The sequence below is a fragment of the Bacillus pacificus genome (genome assembly GCF_020861345.1).
In the GTDB taxonomy this organism is placed as follows: domain Bacteria; phylum Bacillota; class Bacilli; order Bacillales; family Bacillaceae_G; genus Bacillus_A; species Bacillus_A pacificus.
Genome location: NZ_CP086328.1, coordinates 3,076,250 through 3,093,941 on the forward strand (window position 1 = coordinate 3,076,250; position 17,692 = coordinate 3,093,941).

Here is a 17,692-nt window from a genome sequence, read left to right on the forward strand (position 1 = left end):
TACGTGGAGCTATTTCATTCACTATTTTTCTGATCTCGCTGCCCTTCCCGGACGTTTGACACCAGTTGTTTCTGTTGAATAAGACGCTTCAATTATAGCAGTTGGATCTACAGAGAGAACGAGATCTTTCATTTTCGGATAAATGAAACGGTTTGTAATACAGTAGATGATTCTCTTATGTTCTCCTAAAAAACCACCTTCTCCATGTAGATATGTAACGGATAATTGCAGTTCTTTCATAAGTAGATCGCCTATTTCTTTATTTTTACCAGAAATAATCATAACGCTCTTTCCTTGATTAATACCATCTAATATGAAATCAATCATCTTCGTAACAATATAGAAAATTGCTAATGAGAACATCGCTTGTTCAATTGAAAACAAAATGGCAACAAAGATGAAAATAACTGCATTTACAGCAAGTAAAAATGTACTAATTGGCACTTTAAAATGTTTATTCATCCAAACAGCTAACATTTCTGATCCATCAATTGCTCCGCCCATTTTTACTACAATCCCTACACCAACACCAAATAGAACTCCTCCATAAAGAACAATTAACAATTCAGAAGTTGTAATTGCTGGAAATGGTTTTAAATAAATCAATCCGAGTGTTGTCACAACGTTTGCATAGGACGTACGGATAAAGAACTTCTTTCCCATTACTTTTGCAGTAAATAATAAAATCGGGATATTAATTCCTAAGAACACCCCATAAAGCGGTAACCCAGCAACTTTATTCGCCATAATAGCAATAGCCGTTACCCCGCCATCTACTAATCCGTTAGGTGCTAAAATAAGCTCCAATGAACCCGCTACAATAATCGAGCCAATTGTTAATAATATGTATTCAAATACTTTCTTCATTCATTACCCCCAAAACTTATATATTTTCTTAGTATTATTTTAACGTAATTTCAATGCTAATTCAAAGATATCAGTTTATATACACAAAAGTTTCACCTTTACAATGATTTTTTATGTAATTTATTTATAGAAACACACTTACATATTACAGTAAGTGTGCTCCAAACATTTATTTAAGTTTTGAGTATGAATTCATTTTCATTTTTAATATTTCATCAACTGCCCTATTATAACCACCAGCATTTCGAAGTGACTCTCCAACTTTACGACTTTTTTCCTTAAACGTTACATCATCCATCACTTTCTTTACAGACTCACGTAACATTTCAGAAGTTAATTCTTTGCGATTAAGCCTTATTCCAGCCCCTACTTCATTTACTCGTTTCGCAACTAAAGGCTGATCTCCTGTTACCGGAATTACAACTAACGGGACACCGTAATATAGTGCTTCACTCGAACTATTCATACCGCCGTGTGTTACGAATACATCAGCATACTGTAATAGTTCTAATTGCGGCACATAATTATACAACTTAAAGTTATTCGGAATGTTTTCAAATTGACTTATATTTATCTTCTTACCAACAACTAATACGACTGTCGCTTCTACATCTTTAAACGCTTCAAAACATTTTTCATATAACTCAGGTTGTTCATTAAAAACTGTTCCCATAGAAATGAAAATCAATTTTTCATCTTTTAAATCTTCCATAGGAAAGCTACCTACTTCTTTTCGAGTAGCAATTGATGGGCCAACAAACTTATACGATTCATCGAATACATCTGAACGCGGCTGATATTCCTTTGAAGTATACACAATTGTAATATCACCAGGATGGTTCATAATATCATACATACTATTACATTTCATTCCATACTGTTTGTTCCATTTTTCCATTCCCGCTAAACACGATTGATACAATGGATTCGTTTCATCTACTTCTCTTGATTCATGTTCATCGTTAAAAGTAATGTACTGATTAAAAGCAAACGTTGTACAAGAAGAAACACTAGGTAACTTTAAAACATTGGCTATAATACGTCCTACTGGAAAGTGATTATCATATATCAAATAATCGTACTTTTCCCCTTTTGTTTCTTCTACAATTTGAGTAACAATACGTTCTGATGCTTCCATCATATGAGACAGCATCGTCAAAGGACTCCCACCTTCATTTACTCGTTCCATAATATTAATTTGAGAGAGGAAATTCTCAAACACTCGGAATTGTGCACCCGTTGCTTCAATCTTCTTTCTATAATCTTCAATACAATACGAAACAACTGTCTCCCCTCGCCGAATTAACTCACTTACAATAGCTAAAGTCGGATTTATATGACCTTCTCCAGGGAAATTTATTACGAGTACGTTTGCCATCATATTCTCTCCTATCTAATATTATTAATAATTAATTATATTAATCAATTTAAAACTATTATAAAGGAATCTATTCTATTTCTTCACATTTTTCTCTTCATTTTATTATTGAGAAATATTTTTCATAACCTCCGTTATACCTCTATTGAAAGTCCGCTTAACTCTTCCTTTACTGAAAAATATTAAATTTATATTTGGGTATTTATACAGATTTATCATCAGAAACATTATTTTGATAATTCATACAAAAGTAGAAAAATATAATTTCTACACTAATTTCTCACCATGAATGTATTTAAGTTCTATATTGTCCCTATCATTATCCACTTGCAACATATTCTGTTATATAATGAATTTATCGAATTTACAGAAAAAAGGAGCCTCTTCATGCTACAACAATTATTTACTTCACCTATTTTATCTGTTCAAACTTTACACCCAGGTTATGAAGATCATGCAAGCGATGTATTTCTCGTCCAAACAGAAGATGAAGAAGTCATCGTTCGTTCTTCTAAAATGACTGAAGAACCAAACAATGATTTTTGGTGGGGATGCAAAAACCTTTTTGGAATCGATCCAAGGAACGTACATCATTTAGAATATATACACGAATTATTGAAAAAGCATACTAACTTGCCCATCCCCACTATTTTGCAAAAACATATTTTAAATGGCCGAAAGTATGTTAGTGTCGAAAAACTAACAGGAAGTACGCTGCAATCCTTTGTCGGACAATCTGATTCAATTTTATTCAGCCTTGGAAAAGGACTAGCAGAAATTCATTCGTTTCAAGCAGAGTTTATAGGAAATCCATCAGGTACTTTCCAAGTTCCACTAGAAGAATTTAAGTCTCACATATTAAAAGTCAGTAAAGAACTTGTAAATAGGTTTTATTCCGATAATACGAGCATCCGTAACGCATTTCCTACTTTTGAACAACAACTTTCTTCCTTACCGGTACCAAAGGAAGCAACGCTCGTTTTAATTGATATGGACCCTACTCAGTTTTTATCAGATGGCGCAACTATTACAGGTTTAGTAGATACAGAAGCTTACGCAGTTGCTCCCCGAGAACTTGATTTTATCAGCTTAGAATATGTATTTACAGAAAAGGAAGCTCATGCTTTTAAACAAGGTTACGAAACCATTATGCCTATTCCTAATCTTGTAGAATGTAGACATCCCTATCGATATTTGTACCGGTTATTATCTATTCAGGGCAGTGTGGAGTTAGAGAAGTGGCTAAGTCATCCATCCTATTTTTAAATACGAATGTGAGGAATTATAAAATGAATATTGAACGAAAAAGTGATAGGAACGATTACAGTTTCGAAGCAAGAGCAATCTACTATACTATCAGGATTTGCCGTTCATCCTTCCTATCAAGGTAAAGGATACGGAAAAGATATTCTTAGTTATATGGTACATACCCTTATTACAAAAGGAGCTTCAACAATTGAATTAGACGTTGAAACGAAAAATAACAATGCTTTACAACTCTATACACAATGTGGTTTTGAAATGAAAACGAAGCATGACTACTATAATGTAATGAATTTTGAGGTGAATGCATGTGTCTAAAAAACTAATATATTCTGATTATGATATTTTCGCATCCATTTATAATAAACATTGGGGGCATTTTGCTGAACACTCCTATCTACTTTTGGAAAAACTTGTTTTACAATATGCACCACCACATTCTCATATTTTAGATCTTTGCTGCGGGACTGGTCACCTAACTAAGAAATTAATCGATAATCATTTTGTAGTAACTGGTATAGATGGTTCTGCCCAAATGATTGAATACGCACGTCAAAACGCTCCAAACGCAACCTTTATCGTCGATGATGCTCGCTATTTCAATATAAATGAGCAATTTCAATATGTTATCTCTACTGGCGATAGCTTAAACCATATTTTGAAATTAGATGAATTAAAAAGTGTTTTTCATAATGTCTACTCCGTATTGCATAGCGAAGGTACATTCGTATTTGATATGAATATGGAAAAAGGATTTCTTGAAAATTGGATTGCTTCATTTCATATTTCAGCGGATGAATATGTTTGTACGATTGATTCTACATATGATGATGAAAATAAAAAAGCCATCATGAACTTTATACTATTTCAACATGACATAGATAATAATTGGGCAAGAAGTGATTTTTCTTTTGAAGAAGCTTGTTATTCAAATGAAGAAATAATTTCTTCACTAGAATCCGTAGGTTTTAAAAACATTCAAACACACGGTACAAACAGAGCGTTTTTCATTTGTCAAAAATAAAAAAACTGAATCATATCGATTCAGTTTTTTCTTAGTATATTTACAATAGCAGTCGTTTCATTATTTTCTTTATAAACTCGCGGGATTCTTCTGTCTAACATACATGTAACTTCATAGTTAATTGTACCTAACATATCCGCTATTTCTTCTACTGCGATGTTTTCTTCGCCTTGTTTACCGTAGAATACTACTTCGTCTCCCACTTGTACTGGCATTGCTTTTGAAACGTCTAACATAAGCTGATCCATACAAACACGACCAATAACAGGTACTCGAACTCCATTTATTAATGCATACCCTTTATTAGATAACTGACGGTTATAGCCATCAGCATAACCAATCGGTACAGTGGCAATCCATTCTTCACCAGTCGTTACATACGTATTCCCATAACTTACACCGCGATTTTTCTTCGCATGCTTAATATGGGCTACTTTTGATTTTAACGACAACGCAGGCTGTAGAGAAACAACTGAATGATCTACCTCTTTTGAAGGATACATTCCATAAATCCCAATACCTACACGAACCATATTTTGAAATGTATTGCTAAGTTCCATTGAACCTGCACTATTTGAACTATGAATATATGGAATATGAATCCCTAATTCTTTTGCTGCATTGACAGCTTTCTCAAATAAACTTGTTTGCATATTCGTATATGATTTATCGATTTCATCTGCCGTAGAGTAATGTGTAAACATTCCTACTACCTCCACATACTCCATACGTTTTAATTCTTCTAAAAATGGTTTAACCTCTTCTTCTTGTAAACCGATACGACTCATCCCTGTATCAATTTTCACTTGAATTTGCGCTTTCTTTTGAAGACGGTTTGCGATTTCATTTATACCTTGTAAATCTTCACTTCTATAAACAGTCATCATAACGTCATATTGAATTGCTTCTTCCGCAGCCGCTACTGACGTATAGCCTAAAATTAAAATCGGCACGTTAATTCCTGCTTCTCTTAACTCTATCGCTTCATCTACAAATGCAACTGCAAGCTGGTTTATTCCCGCTTCAATAGCAGCTTTCGCAACTTCAACTGCTCCGTGGCCATACCCATTCGCTTTTACAGCAGCCATCATTGCAATATTTTCATCATTCACACGTTTTTTAAATTCTTTTACATTATGTTTTACTGCATTTAAGTCAACTTCAACAATTGTATCTCTTCCATATTTCAAACTCATTGGTCTAACTCCTAACTCAATAATTGCATTCCATTCTACTTCACGTTTCATATGACCTTTTACAATATAATACTTTTCAATATGCTAGTCAAACTACTAGAATTTTCGGAATTTTGAGTATGATATAATACCCTCAAGAAACTATTATATACGGAGAAGAGGAGAATTACAATGTTTGTACAATCTGCATTGCATCAACTTAAAGTTGCTGTTGATACTTCTATTCAAATGCTGGATCAATATACTGAAATTGATTTGAAAATAGCTCCGATTCAATCGAAGCGTTCATTATTTGAAATGTATGCACATCTTTCTCTTATTTGCCATGCTGATTTACTCATTTTAAATGGTAGTACGGAAAAAGAGCTGCATACTTTCTATAAAGAACAAACACCCGAAACAATTGCGCAAATGCAAAAAACGATGATACAGGGCTACGATTTACTTTCTAAAACTTTTTTATCCTATTCCAATGAACAATTAGCAGAAATGAAGACTGCTTATTGGGGTATTTCTTACTCACGCTTTGAATGGTTGCTGGAAATTGTTGCCCACTTTTATCATCATCGTGGGCAAATTCATCTTTTATTATGTGAGCATATAAAAGATCCTAACATACCTTTATTTCAATAAAGGTATGTTAGACGATATGAAACTTTTCTAAGGCGAATAAAATACCACCTTCACTCGCTTTCTTTGTAACAAAATCAGCTCTTGTTTTTAACTCTTCTCCACCATTCCCCATCGCAATACCTAATCCTACATACTGCAACATCTCAATATCATTTCCCCCGTCGCCAAAAGCAACCGCTTCTGATTTACAAATATTTAAATGCTCCAATACTTTTTGAATTGCAGTTAACTTCGATACTTTACTATCTTCCAATACATTTATGACATAACCATGAAAACGTTCGAATGTAAGCATCGGGTACTTTTCAATAAATTTTTGAGATTCCATTTCATCCGCATACAGACATAAACAATAAATCTCTTTAGACAAATCCTTGCTTTTTTCAGGATACTTCTCTAAATTCAACGTCTCGCTAAGCGCTTGCATTACACGCTCATTATCCGAGGCTATTCCGTTCATTGCAAAATCCTCGGTAAAATAAGAAATACCGTGACCATGTAATTCAGCAAATCTCGAGATATCATGAACGATTTCACGTGAAAGTACTGATTTATGTATAACTTTTTCACCACATTTTATATGGGCACCATTTGCAGAAATAAACGTATTTATGCCTAGTTCCATAAATTGCGAACATAAGCTATATGGTCTCCCTGTCGTAACAACTACATGAATCCCTTTATCTATTAACCTATGTATCGCTTCTTTTGTACTTTCGTGCATACTTCTATCAATCTCACTTAAAAGCGTACCGTCAACATCGAAAAATACAACTTTGTACATAATTTTCTACATCCCATCCAAATGATTCGTATCATTAATAAAATGTACCGTTTTTTGTTCGCCATCCATTTCAATTAAGCTTATTTCCGTATCTCCCATTTTAAAATAATAATCCATTGAAATGGGCATTTTGAAAAACGCACGTAATAGACTATTTATTACACCACCGTGTGCAACAATTGCAATTCGGTCATACGTATTCTCTGTCACGATTTTAGAAAAGATGCCTTCTATTCTCATTCTAAATTCAATAAACGATTCCCCGTTTTCAAATCGGTCATGAAGAAACTTTGGCTCGGGATGTTTCTTAGCTTCTTCAAATGAAAGACCTGCTTGAACTCCATTATTGAACTCCATTAATTCCTCTTCTAATTGAATTGGGCACCCAATTCCCTCTGCTAACGTTTCACCTGTTTCGCGAGCACGTTTTAATGTACTTGCCCAAATGAAATCTGGTGGAAAATCTTCTTTCACTTTCTGTACAAGCCTTTTCACTTGTTGTCTTCCCTTTCCTGTTAATTCAAAGTCAGCTCGTCCTTCATGTACGTTTAAAATATCAGCTTCTGATTCTCCGTGGCGTATTAATAATATTTGCACTGGTTTCCCACTCCCCCATTTAATATCCACAAAATCCCATTATATCATATTTTAAATTTTCTTTAACAAAAATATATTACTTTGACAGTTTTTTAACCCATCTAGTAAACGTGTTAATCCACTTAACAATCCCAAGCACTCTAAACTTATTATTCTGTCAAAAATGACAAACAACAAATTCCTATCCATAATGACAAAGGACTAATATTTTTATCCTATCCAAAAATAAAAAGAGAAATGCCACACCCCATTTCTCTTTTCACTCCTATTATTCTTTTGGTGTATCTGAAGAAGGTAATCTCTTCGCCTGTTTTTCTTTAAAAATTTCACCAATCGCCCCAAGAGTACCAAGTGTTTCAATTGCATTAGATGGAATAAAGACTTTATTTGCTGGCCCTTTCGCAACTTCAGCTAATGATTCAAATGATTTGTAGGCAAGTATACGTTCATCTAAATTCGCCTCGCGAAGTAATTCAATTCGATTTTGTTCTGCTTTTGCAATTTCCTCAATCGCTCTTGCTTCCCCTTGCGCTTCTAATTCTTTTGCTTCTTTAATACCTTCCGCTTCTCGAATACGTGCTTCTTTATCCCCTTCAGCCATTAAGATTTTACTTTGCTTCTCCCCTTCAGCACGAAGGACTTTATCTTGTTTTGCAGCTTCAGCTTCTAATATGATCGCACGTTTATTACGCTCTGCTTTCATTTGTTTTTCGATTTTATGCGAACGTAAACAGTTAGTGAAATGACATAAATGTTGTTATATCAACGATGATGTTCTATTTCCCTAACTTTATTAGGGAAATAGAACATCAAATTCTCAGCAATCATATTTTCAATGGTCATCCTAATTTGCCTATTCTTGAATTTTAAATTTAACCTGTATTAAACTCTAACAATTGTTCACGATTAATAAAGATGTTTCTTTATACAAACACCCCTGGAATATTTATATTTACACTTTTAGGCTACTAAGCAAACCCTCTTAGCTGTCCCCTCTTAAAACACTTATTTCAACTCACTTTCAAGTGTTAATATGCATATCATATAGTGGGACTCGGCATCCTACATTTCGTTAGGATACCCGCATATACTATTATGGGTGCATTCTGCATTAACACTGGGAGGTTCTTTTTTATGTCTCTTAATGACGAGGACAATTTTCTAGAAGACGATGATGAAGGAATTGAATTAAAAACAATCCCCATTTCAGAGTATGTAAAACTACGACGTGAACAACGAAAACAAGAACAACAAACATTTGAAGACAAACTAAAAGTCCTCAAAGAAAAAACAGCTAGATTAAAAAAAGAACTAGGATACTAATATTAAAATGCCTCCGAATAATTTAATTCGAAGGCATTTTTTCTTTTTATAAATCAATATTTTTTTCCATTGCCATAACATCTACAAATTCTCCGTCTAACTTACCTTGGTTTTTAAAAACTCCTACTTCACGATACCCCATAGAACGATATAAACCTTGCCCTAATGCATTAAAAGGAAACGTAAACAATACAATCTTATAAAAATCATTTTGTATAGCAACCTCTTCAATCTTTTGTAATAGTCGTTTTCCTATCCCTTTACCTCGTTGCTCTCGGTCAATATAAATAGATAAGTCAGCAACACCGTTATACGCACAACGATGAGAATAGGGATTTAAAGACACCCACCCTACAATTTGTCCTTCCATTTCCGCCACTAATACCGCATATCGTTCTCCGCGTTTTACGAACCACTCTTCCATATCATGAATGGTCTTTTCCTTTTCTTCTAATGTAGCAATTCGATCTTTTATTCCTTGGTTATAAATGCGTGTTATCGCTTCAATATCAGTACTTTGACACTTCCTTATCTCCATATTCATACCCCTTTTTCAAATTTATAAGAAAATTATAAAGGAAAATAGTTGCATTTTGCAAATATTATTGTATAGTATAACTATAGCAAAGGAGGAATTAGTAATGAACGATGCAAGAGAACTATTTCAAGTATTCGCAAGACGTTTTGGTTTTTTAAATAAAAACTGTTGTAGTATTGGTGGGGTAGAGATTTCACTTGTTCAAAGCCACATCTTATATGAAATTAGCAAACGTGATCAACCCTCTATGCAAACCGTATCAGAAACTCTAGGTATGGATATTACAACATTTAGCAGACAAATCCAAACACTTGTGAAAGGAAAATTTGTTACAAAAACGCCTTCTCCACAAGACCGAAGAATTTATACCTTGTCCCTAACCACAGAGGGAACATTTGCTGTTACTACAATCAATGAACAAATGAATCAATATTTAAATGAAGTGTTCTCAAAAATGAGTCCATTTGAAAAAGATATGATATTAAATTCTATTCAGTTGTTAAACAACGCAATGCAAGATACTGATGTTTGCTGTAAGCCACTTGCTTGAGCAAAGTATTTTGCTCTTTATTTTAAACCAATACTTGCAAAATGCAACTATTTTAAAAGGGGGAATTAACATGTGGGAAACCATTCTTCGCGATTTCTTTTCTATCGCACTTGAATTAACGCTCTTATTTGTTGGTATTTCGTTCTTTATTCAAGTCATTCAAAGCTTTTTGCCATACGACAAGCTAGACGTATTGCTCTCTAAATCAAACTTTCTATACAGTTCTTTCATTGCTATCGTATTTGCTTTTATTACACCATTTTGCTCTTGCTCAACGATTCCAATTGTTGTGAACTTATTGAACAAAAAAATTCGATTTGGAACAGTTATGGTATTTCTGTTCTCTTCACCAGTCCTTGATCCAACGATATTAACACTTATGACTGCAACGCTAGGTGTAAAAGTGACGCTTACATATACGGTCATTACATCCCTATTATCCATTATCATTGGCTACACACTTGAAAAATTAGGATTCGAAACAGAAGTCAAACAGGTAATTATGAGTGGATATGAAGAAAAAACACAATCATTTAGCTTAAAAAACGCTTTTGTTGAAGTGTTTCAATTAATGAAGACAGTATATCCTTACCTAATCTTTGGTGCACTAATTGGAGCTGTTATTCACGGAGCTGTACCTACTGAATGGATTACAAACTATTTAGGAGGTGATAATTGGTGGCTTGTTCCGATTGCTGCTATTATTGGTATCCCATTATATATTCGTCTTTCTACGATGATTCCAATCTCGCAAATCATGATTGCAAAAGGAATGGCATTAGGTCCAGTTATGGCATTAATGATTAGTTCTGCGGGTGCAAGTTTACCAGAGATAACATTGCTAAACAGTATTTTCAAAAAGAAATTAGTCGTAGCATTTATTCTTTCAGTAATGAGTATGGCAACACTTTCAGGATTTTTATTTTATTTCATATAAAACAGAGGAGGAATTACCATGAGTATCTTTAAAAAACTATTTCAGAGCAAAGAAAAAGATTGTTGCAGTATTAAAATTGAGGAAGTAAAAGAAGAAAAGAATGATTCAACTTCTAAAAACACTGATAATAAATCAAAGTGCTGTAAATAATAAATATATAATAAGAAAAACATCTGCCTATGCGTCAGATGTTTTTCTATTGCGTAATATCATTTCTTATATCATTACTCAATCATGTTTTAATTTACTTTTTTCCACACGAAAAAGAAAGGAATCCTGCTGTTTTGCACAACCACTTACAAAAAACTCAATTTCTCCCTGTTCAATTTCTTTCTTAATTATTTCTTTACAAACATCAGTCTCTACACTTTTATTTTCCCCAGCAAATTGATCGCTTAAATTGTCATAAGTATATTTCAAGGATTTTCCATCAAATTTCAAATCTTGAAATATCGGGTCTCCTTCATGTGTATAGTTTGTCACTCGTATCGTATCTTCTTTTTTGTTAGATAGATTCATTAAGAACTGTTCAAATCTTGCTAAATTAGCAACTTTGCTTTGTTGATACACAATGTCGCCTCTTTTTATTGCTTCCTTAGAACTATAGCCTTTACTATTTGAACAACCGAAGGTAGTAATAACAATCAAAAATAGAATCACAGTGAAGAACAATTTTTTCATTTTCTCCTCCAAACTGATTATTTAGATTCATCCCCTTAACCTTTAATATATTCCAACATTCATCCTTCATTGCTTTAATTCTAAAATATAATTACATTTCCCTTTAGCTATTTTAAATAATGATTTAATAACATTACCTTATTAAAAAGATACGAACTGGATTACACACAAGTACTTTTATTGATTTATCAGCAAAAATAAAGACCAAATCGCATAATGATTTGGTCTTTATTTTTATATGATTACTTTTGCTTTAAAACAAAAGAACTATTTAATATTTAACAGCAGCTTTCTCCACCGTGGAAGACTAACCCTGATTCTTCGCCTTTTCCTTCAAAATCAATAGTCAGTTTATCTACTGTATCTACAATTTTTTTATCAATTGCGATCTCTACCCCATTAATTGTTTGTACAATATCATCTTCCTGTGCTGTAGCTAACGCCATTCCCCAACTCGGCCCGCAACATCCTGCACCTTCAAATGAAAAACGTAATGTGGATACACCGTGTTCTTTCATAACCTCTTCAATATATGCCTTTGCTCCATCTGTAATAATCATAGTATTCTCTCCTCTTCTTTTTTATTTTTACACTGTTAAGTGTTTCAAATTTTCATAGCCAACAATATCTTGTGCTTTCCAAGGAATCACCACATATTGTTCATTCGATTTTTTTTCAATTTCACGCATCCACTCTATTTCGGACATCGCTCTACCCTGTAAAATATGGTCTTTTGTGTTTGTTGCATATAAACTTTGATTAATAACCCACCAAGTTGGTGTAATACTCGCACGTTTTAAATCTTCTTGTAGACGACTCGCTTCAAATACAGGTGTAGCTTCTGCTAACGTAACAATCACAACTCCTGTTTCTTTCGGATTACGAAGACGTGGTAACAATTGCTGTACCGAAACTGGAACTTCACCCGTAGAACGTTCAATTTCCTTATGATATGAATGTGCCGCATCTAAAAGTAATAATGTATGTCCTGTTGGTGCTGTATCAATAACAACAATTTCATTATTTGCTTTTTCTACAATATTGGCAAACGCACGGAAGATTGCAATTTCTTCTGTACAAGGAGATCGTAAATCTTCTTCTAAATATGCTAAACCTTCTTCGCCTAACAACTCTCTTGACTGATTTAGAATCTCTTCTCGGTAATTTTCTACCTCGACCTTAGGATCAATACGACTTACAGATAGATTTCCATGTAGGGATTCATGGTGCATAACATGTTCTAAGTGAGCCGCTGGATCAGTAGTCGTTAAATGAACCTTGTGTCCCTTTTCTACCAAACCAACCGCGACTGTAGATGCGACCGTTGTTTTACCTACACCGCCTTTTCCCATTGTGAAAATCACCCGTTGTCCTGTTTGGTGTATATTCTCAATCAAGTCTTTTAAAGGTGTTGTTTTTATTTCTTTTTCTTCTAATGTACCTACATTAAAAGTAGCATTATCCATGAATAACTTGCGAAGATTTTCAATACCAGTGATATTAAATGGCGCTAAAGGAACCTCGTAAGTTATAATTTGTTTCAATTCATTTGGCATTTGTTCTAATGCCTTTGTTTGTCTCTCATAGAACGCTTTTGATACTTCATCCTCTTTCACATGATTTTGCATCATACCATTAATGAGTAACATTTGATTCTGTACACCAATGTCTCCAAGTTCTTTTGAGGCTCTTGCCGCTTCTTGTAATGGAGATATATCTGGTCGGGTTACTAACACCAACGTTGTTTGTTTCCCGCTAGATAGAGCGGTAACTGTTGCTTCATACAATTTTTTCTTCTCACCTAATCCAGCAAGTGGCCCAAGACAAGAAGCACCATGTGTACTTTCTTCTAAGAACCCACTCCATGCCGTTGGAAGTTGAAGAAGACGTAATGTATGACCTGTTGGTGCTGTATCGAAAATAATATGATCGTACTGTTCTGTTAGTTTTTTATTTGTTAATAACGATGAAAACTCGTCAAATGCAGCAATTTCTACAGTACATGCTCCTGATAGTTGTTCTTCCATTTGATTAATAACCGCTTCTGGAAGTTTTCCACGATACGGACCCACCACACGCTCTTTATACTCATTTGCCGCTGTTTCAGGGTCTAAATTTGCTACGAATAAATTGTTTACACTAGGAATTTCTACTGGATGATTCGTTAGTTCCATATTAAACACGTCTTGTAAGTTTGAAGCTGGGTCTGTACTTACAAGTAACACACGTTTTCCTTTATCAGCTAATGTAACTGCCGTTGCACATGCAGTTGATGTTTTCCCCACACCACCTTTTCCAGTAAAAAATAAAAATGGCGTAAATTCTATTGTCTGTGGATTATATAAACGAGTCATGTCCATACCTTCTTTCTCTTTACTTTTTCACGTTTAAACCTAAACGTACACGAGGCTTTTGACTTAACTCTTCTTCTGTTAATCCTGTTAATGTAACAAATTCATCATTTGATAAGTGTGTTTGTTCTTTCACTACTTCACCATCAACAAGAGTAACAGGAAGTACTTCAGGACCTTTTTCCATTAACAATTTACTAATCATTTCATTTGAAGCAAATGCATCTGGTTCACTTGCTAGGTTGTAACGTGTAATATCAAAACCTTTATTTTTTAAATTGTTAACAGCCACAGAAACTCGAATTAACTCAGGGTCTACACTTGGACCACAAACACCTGTTGAACAACACATTGCTGGATCATAAATTTCAATTTTTTTCATAGTTCTTTCCCCTCCTATATAAGAAGCCGAGAACGAATTCTCGGCTATGTTTTTGATTACTCACCTGTTTCTGCAAATTTCTTAATGCGTGCACTAATCTCGTCACGCACACGTTGAAACACTGACCAATCTTGTCCTGCTGGATCATCAAATCCCCAATGTTCATGTTTCACATGTGGAGGAATTGTTGGACATACATCTCTCGCATGTCCACACAATGTCACAACAAGGTCTGCTTTATTTAAAATGTCGAGGTCGATTATATCTGATGTTTGACCTGTAATATCAATATTTACTTCATTCATTGCTTTAATTGCATTTGGGTTCACACCATGTGCTTCAATTCCTGCAGAGTATACATTCCATGTATCTCCTAAGTATGTTTTTCCAAATCCTTCAGCAATTTGGCTACGGCAAGAGTTACCTGTACATAAGAAATAGATTGTTTTCTTTGTCATGTTTGTTCATCTCCTAATATTTCTGTTAGTTACAGCAGTTATCATCACAAGTAGTTGCACCTTGAGGTAGGTCTACATGACGAATCATATCTTGAACCAATTCATAGTATTCACTTTCTATATTTATGGAGTAATAAATCCATTGTCCACGTCTTTCTTCTTTTACAAGCCCCGCATCTTTTAGCTTGCGTACATGCTGACTAATAGAAGGTTGGCTCATTTTAAATATATCTACAAAGTTACAAACACAATATTCTTGTTCATATACCATTCGCATTATTGCTAATCGCGTTTTATCTCCTAGTAATTTCAGGATACTTGATACCTTTTCAATTTCTAATGTTGTTTTTTGCATATCTCAACCTCCTTTTCTACATCATAAGTATATAAGCATTTGCTTATATATTCAACCAAAAAGAACCCATTATTCACTAAAAAACGTTCTTATAAATTTATAAGAACGTTTTTATAAGGATTACCTTGACAATTCAATCCAATTAATTATTCTCAAAAAAAGGAGGGATGATTTTGAAATATATTTTATTATTCATTTTATTTTCTTTATATGCTTGTTTACTGTTCAGTTATTGTCGTATTAGGATTAATAACTTATATTTCAGTAGTTTATTCAAAGCAATGTATTACATTAGTATGTTATCCACATATTTTTTCATCCTCTATATTTATATCATTTATCAAAATCTAATATTTTTGGTTAGTTTCTTTTTATTGATATTTTTACACTTATTAATAACATTATATATAAAACTAAAATATTAATTACATGTTAGTAACATGTGCGATAACTAACCCTATCAAGGGTACTAGTGAGACAGCAGTAATTATGACTCTATAATTATTTCGAAACTTCTTGCTTTCTTCCTGTAATACTTTTAAGGTACTGTTGTAGATTTGTAGTACATTTCCAGAATTCCCATAATGTTTGAGTGCATCCTTTAAATATTTATTAATTAACAATTCAGCATTTTGATCTGCAAACTCCTCATCTTTCGTTTTTATAGCAGCAAAATAACCACCCAATGTTACTGATACTAAGCTCATGACTACCAAAAAAACATACAATACATCATACGAGAATCCTTGTATATAAATATAACCTAAGTAAAAAAGAGCATAAATTATACTTATACCTGCAAAAGTAAAAAATAAGTATTGAAATAATAATAACTTTTTAAACCAACTGGGATTATTAATATTATTAACCAAATGCCCTACCTCATGTGCGATTGTTTTATAATTACCTGGTTTACTTCCCTCACTATCCATATCTGTTAAATTGAAAACTGATGTATGTTTAAGGCTATATTTTAAATGACTTTGTTTATTAGTCTTACCAATTTTATATGTAGCACTATTTTGATATTGCTGCACTAATATATAATCCAAAAATTCTTTTCCCTTCATGGATAACTCCCTTTACCGTTTTTAAATAATTATATCTCTTCCCTCCAATTAATAATATAAAAATCCGAAAAAACATTAGTTTCATATTTTACAATATTCATCTCTCTGACTAAAAATTTCTTGTCCATTCAAAATACTTGAAAAACATATAATCAAACGCTAATATAAGCGTATACTTATATAAGTGATTGATTATATATTTCAAGGAGGAGAATAAAGTGGGGAAAGTCAGTAAGAACTTATCTTTTCTAGACCGCTATTTAACATTGTGGATTTTCCTAGCTATGGCATTAGGTGTATTCATTGGCTATGTATCACCAAGTTTTGTTGATCATCTAAATTCTTTACAAGTAGGAACAACATCTATTCCGATTGCAATTGGACTTATTATTATGATGTATCCACCACTCGCAAAAGTTCGATACGAGGAAATGTGGCGCGTATTTAAGGACTGGAAAGTGCTATTATTGTCTTTATTTCAAAACTGGGTCATTGGACCGATTTTAATGTTTGTATTAGCAATCGTCTTTCTACAAGACTATCCAGAATATATGGTTGGTTTAATCATGATTGGTTTAGCACGTTGTATTGCTATGGTTATTGTTTGGAATGACCTTGCACAAGGCGACCGTGAATACACTGCTGGTCTTGTTGCCTTTAATTCCATTTTTCAAATTTTACTGTACTCTGTATACACATATGTATTCGTCACAGTATTACCGAGATGGTTAGGTATGGATAGCTTTGTTGTAGATATTTCAATGGGTGAAATCGCAAAAAGTGTTGGTATTTATTTAGGTATTCCATTTATTTCAGGTATGTTAACACGATTTATTTTTGTAAAAACAAAAGGACGCGAATGGTATGAATCGACGGTCGTCCCTCGTATTAGTCCATTAACTTTAATCGCTTTACTATTTACGATTGTAGTGATGTTCTCTATTAAAGGTGAAATGATTGTTCAGTTACCAATGGATGTTGTACGAATTGCAATCCCATTACTTATTTACTTTATCTTAATGTTCTTTGTTTCATTCTTCTTATCTAAGAAAATGGGAACAAGTTATCCTGTTGCTACTTCTTTATCATTTACAGCAGCAAGTAACAACTTTGAATTAGCTATCGCAGTTGCAGTTGGAGTATTTGGCATTCACTCAGGTGCAGCCTTCGCAGCAGTTATCGGCCCATTAGTAGAAGTTCCTGTATTAATTGCACTGGTTAACGTAGCTTTAAAATTAAGAGACAAGTTTTCGCATAGAAAATCATTATAATTTTATGTGGTACTAAAAAGAGAATTTATATAAA

The 17,692-nt window shown here is 33.5% G+C and carries 21 protein-coding genes and 2 pseudogenes; 9 read left to right on the forward strand and 14 right to left on the reverse strand.

From position 1 onward, the window contains the following. Window positions 1–21: 21 nt before the first annotated feature. Both LMD38_RS16100 and LMD38_RS16105 read right to left on the reverse strand, forming a co-directional pair. Window positions 22–867 (reverse strand): YitT family protein, encoded by an 846-nt coding sequence (locus tag LMD38_RS16100; protein WP_000755119.1) that lies wholly within the window; start codon window positions 865–867, stop codon window positions 22–24. A 169-nt stretch (window positions 868–1,036) separates the two neighbouring features. Further along, window positions 1,037–2,245, reverse strand: a complete 1,209-nt coding sequence (locus LMD38_RS16105; RefSeq protein WP_016717298.1) for a macrolide family glycosyltransferase — start codon at window positions 2,243–2,245, stop codon at window positions 1,037–1,039. A gap of 387 nt (window positions 2,246–2,632) precedes the next feature. Between LMD38_RS16105 and LMD38_RS16110 the strand changes: the two genes are divergently transcribed. From LMD38_RS16110 to LMD38_RS16120, 3 genes and pseudogenes are all read left to right on the forward strand, one after another. Continuing rightward, window positions 2,633–3,511, forward strand: coding sequence for a nitrate reductase (locus LMD38_RS16110; protein WP_062822311.1), 879 nt, complete (start codon window positions 2,633–2,635; stop codon window positions 3,509–3,511). Between the two features lie 27 nt (window positions 3,512–3,538). Next, window positions 3,539–3,826: pseudogene (locus LMD38_RS16115) on the forward strand (GNAT family N-acetyltransferase); the annotation flags it as partial. Beyond that, window positions 3,819–4,532 (forward strand): class I SAM-dependent methyltransferase, encoded by a 714-nt coding sequence (locus LMD38_RS16120; RefSeq protein WP_062822313.1) that lies wholly within the window; start codon window positions 3,819–3,821, stop codon window positions 4,530–4,532. The pseudogene LMD38_RS16115 and the gene LMD38_RS16120, both read left to right, overlap by 8 nt. Window positions 4,533–4,552: 20 nt before the next feature. Here the strand turns inward: LMD38_RS16120 and alr are convergent, their stop codons facing one another. Then, window positions 4,553–5,728, reverse strand: coding sequence for an alanine racemase (gene alr / locus LMD38_RS16125; protein ID WP_011040256.1), 1,176 nt, complete (start codon window positions 5,726–5,728; stop codon window positions 4,553–4,555). A 171-nt stretch (window positions 5,729–5,899) separates the two neighbouring features. On the opposite strand from alr, the gene LMD38_RS16130 reads away from it, so the two are divergent. Continuing rightward, the gene (locus LMD38_RS16130) at window positions 5,900–6,361 is read left to right on the forward strand and encodes a DinB family protein (RefSeq protein ID WP_062822314.1); all 462 of its coding nucleotides are present in this window, start codon (window positions 5,900–5,902) and stop codon (window positions 6,359–6,361) included. Between the two features lie 7 nt (window positions 6,362–6,368). Here LMD38_RS16130 and LMD38_RS16135 read toward each other — a convergent pair whose 3' ends face one another. The 3 genes and pseudogenes from LMD38_RS16135 to LMD38_RS16145 form a co-directional block, all read right to left on the reverse strand. After that, window positions 6,369–7,145 (reverse strand): Cof-type HAD-IIB family hydrolase, encoded by a 777-nt coding sequence (locus tag LMD38_RS16135; RefSeq protein ID WP_016717293.1) that lies wholly within the window; start codon window positions 7,143–7,145, stop codon window positions 6,369–6,371. Between the two features lie 6 nt (window positions 7,146–7,151). Next, window positions 7,152–7,742 carry a histidine phosphatase family protein gene (locus tag LMD38_RS16140; protein ID WP_062822319.1) on the reverse strand — a complete coding sequence of 197 codons (591 nt, stop codon included), beginning with the start codon at window positions 7,740–7,742 and terminating at the stop codon, window positions 7,152–7,154. Between the two features lie 268 nt (window positions 7,743–8,010). After that, window positions 8,011–8,457 (reverse strand): annotated as a pseudogene (locus tag LMD38_RS16145) (SPFH domain-containing protein); the annotation flags it as partial. 419 nt (window positions 8,458–8,876) lie between these two features. Between LMD38_RS16145 and LMD38_RS16150 the strand changes: the two are divergent. Continuing rightward, the gene (locus LMD38_RS16150) at window positions 8,877–9,065 is read left to right on the forward strand and encodes a hypothetical protein (RefSeq protein ID WP_048540294.1); all 189 of its coding nucleotides are present in this window, start codon (window positions 8,877–8,879) and stop codon (window positions 9,063–9,065) included. Between the two features lie 46 nt (window positions 9,066–9,111). On the opposite strand, the gene LMD38_RS16155 is transcribed toward LMD38_RS16150, so the two are convergent. Further along, window positions 9,112–9,609: an arsinothricin resistance N-acetyltransferase ArsN1 family A gene (locus LMD38_RS16155; RefSeq protein WP_048540292.1), complete on the reverse strand. Its 498-nt coding sequence runs from the start codon at window positions 9,607–9,609 to the stop codon at window positions 9,112–9,114. 97 nt (window positions 9,610–9,706) lie between these two features. Between LMD38_RS16155 and LMD38_RS16160 the strand changes: the two genes are divergently transcribed. The 3 genes from LMD38_RS16160 to LMD38_RS28640 all read left to right on the forward strand — a co-directional run bounded on the left by LMD38_RS16160 (window position 9,707) and on the right by LMD38_RS28640 (window position 11,240). Beyond that, entirely contained in the window at window positions 9,707–10,153 is a 447-nt protein-coding gene (locus LMD38_RS16160; RefSeq protein ID WP_048540290.1) for a MarR family winged helix-turn-helix transcriptional regulator, read from the forward strand. 70 nt (window positions 10,154–10,223) lie between these two features. Next, a complete protein-coding gene (locus tag LMD38_RS16165) occupies window positions 10,224–11,090 on the forward strand; it encodes a permease (RefSeq protein WP_048540287.1) in 867 nt (288 codons plus the stop codon). Between the two features lie 18 nt (window positions 11,091–11,108). Then, window positions 11,109–11,240, forward strand: coding sequence for a hypothetical protein (locus LMD38_RS28640; protein ID WP_095209521.1), 132 nt, complete (start codon window positions 11,109–11,111; stop codon window positions 11,238–11,240). A 78-nt stretch (window positions 11,241–11,318) separates the two neighbouring features. Here LMD38_RS28640 and LMD38_RS16170 read toward each other — a convergent pair whose 3' ends face one another. The 7 genes from LMD38_RS16170 to LMD38_RS16200 form a co-directional block, all read right to left on the reverse strand. Further along, complete coding sequence (locus LMD38_RS16170) at window positions 11,319–11,771, reverse strand: DUF4362 domain-containing protein (protein WP_048540285.1); 453 nt, start codon at window positions 11,769–11,771, stop codon at window positions 11,319–11,321. A 278-nt stretch (window positions 11,772–12,049) separates the two neighbouring features. Then, window positions 12,050–12,331, reverse strand: coding sequence for a HesB/IscA family protein (locus LMD38_RS16175; RefSeq protein WP_048540283.1), 282 nt, complete (start codon window positions 12,329–12,331; stop codon window positions 12,050–12,052). Window positions 12,332–12,358: 27 nt separating this feature from the next. Beyond that, a complete protein-coding gene (gene arsA / locus LMD38_RS16180) occupies window positions 12,359–14,125 on the reverse strand; it encodes an arsenical pump-driving ATPase (RefSeq protein WP_048540300.1) in 1,767 nt (588 codons plus the stop codon). A 19-nt stretch (window positions 14,126–14,144) separates the two neighbouring features. Continuing rightward, complete coding sequence (gene arsD, locus LMD38_RS16185) at window positions 14,145–14,504, reverse strand: arsenite efflux transporter metallochaperone ArsD (RefSeq protein ID WP_048540281.1); 360 nt, start codon at window positions 14,502–14,504, stop codon at window positions 14,145–14,147. A 56-nt stretch (window positions 14,505–14,560) separates the two neighbouring features. Next, window positions 14,561–14,962, reverse strand: a complete 402-nt coding sequence (arsC, locus tag LMD38_RS16190; protein ID WP_048540279.1) for an arsenate reductase (thioredoxin) — start codon at window positions 14,960–14,962, stop codon at window positions 14,561–14,563. Between the two features lie 25 nt (window positions 14,963–14,987). After that, window positions 14,988–15,317 carry an ArsR/SmtB family transcription factor gene (locus LMD38_RS16195; protein ID WP_048540277.1) on the reverse strand — a complete coding sequence of 110 codons (330 nt, stop codon included), beginning with the start codon at window positions 15,315–15,317 and terminating at the stop codon, window positions 14,988–14,990. A 425-nt stretch (window positions 15,318–15,742) separates the two neighbouring features. Then, on the reverse strand, window positions 15,743–16,387 hold the full coding sequence (locus LMD38_RS16200) for a hypothetical protein (RefSeq protein ID WP_048540273.1): 645 nt from the start codon (window positions 16,385–16,387) through the stop codon (window positions 15,743–15,745). Between the two features lie 284 nt (window positions 16,388–16,671). Between LMD38_RS16200 and arsB the strand changes: the two genes are divergently transcribed. Beyond that, window positions 16,672–17,658: an ACR3 family arsenite efflux transporter gene (arsB, locus tag LMD38_RS16205; protein WP_228920368.1), complete on the forward strand. Its 987-nt coding sequence runs from the start codon at window positions 16,672–16,674 to the stop codon at window positions 17,656–17,658. The last annotated feature ends 34 nt before the right edge of the window (window positions 17,659–17,692 follow it).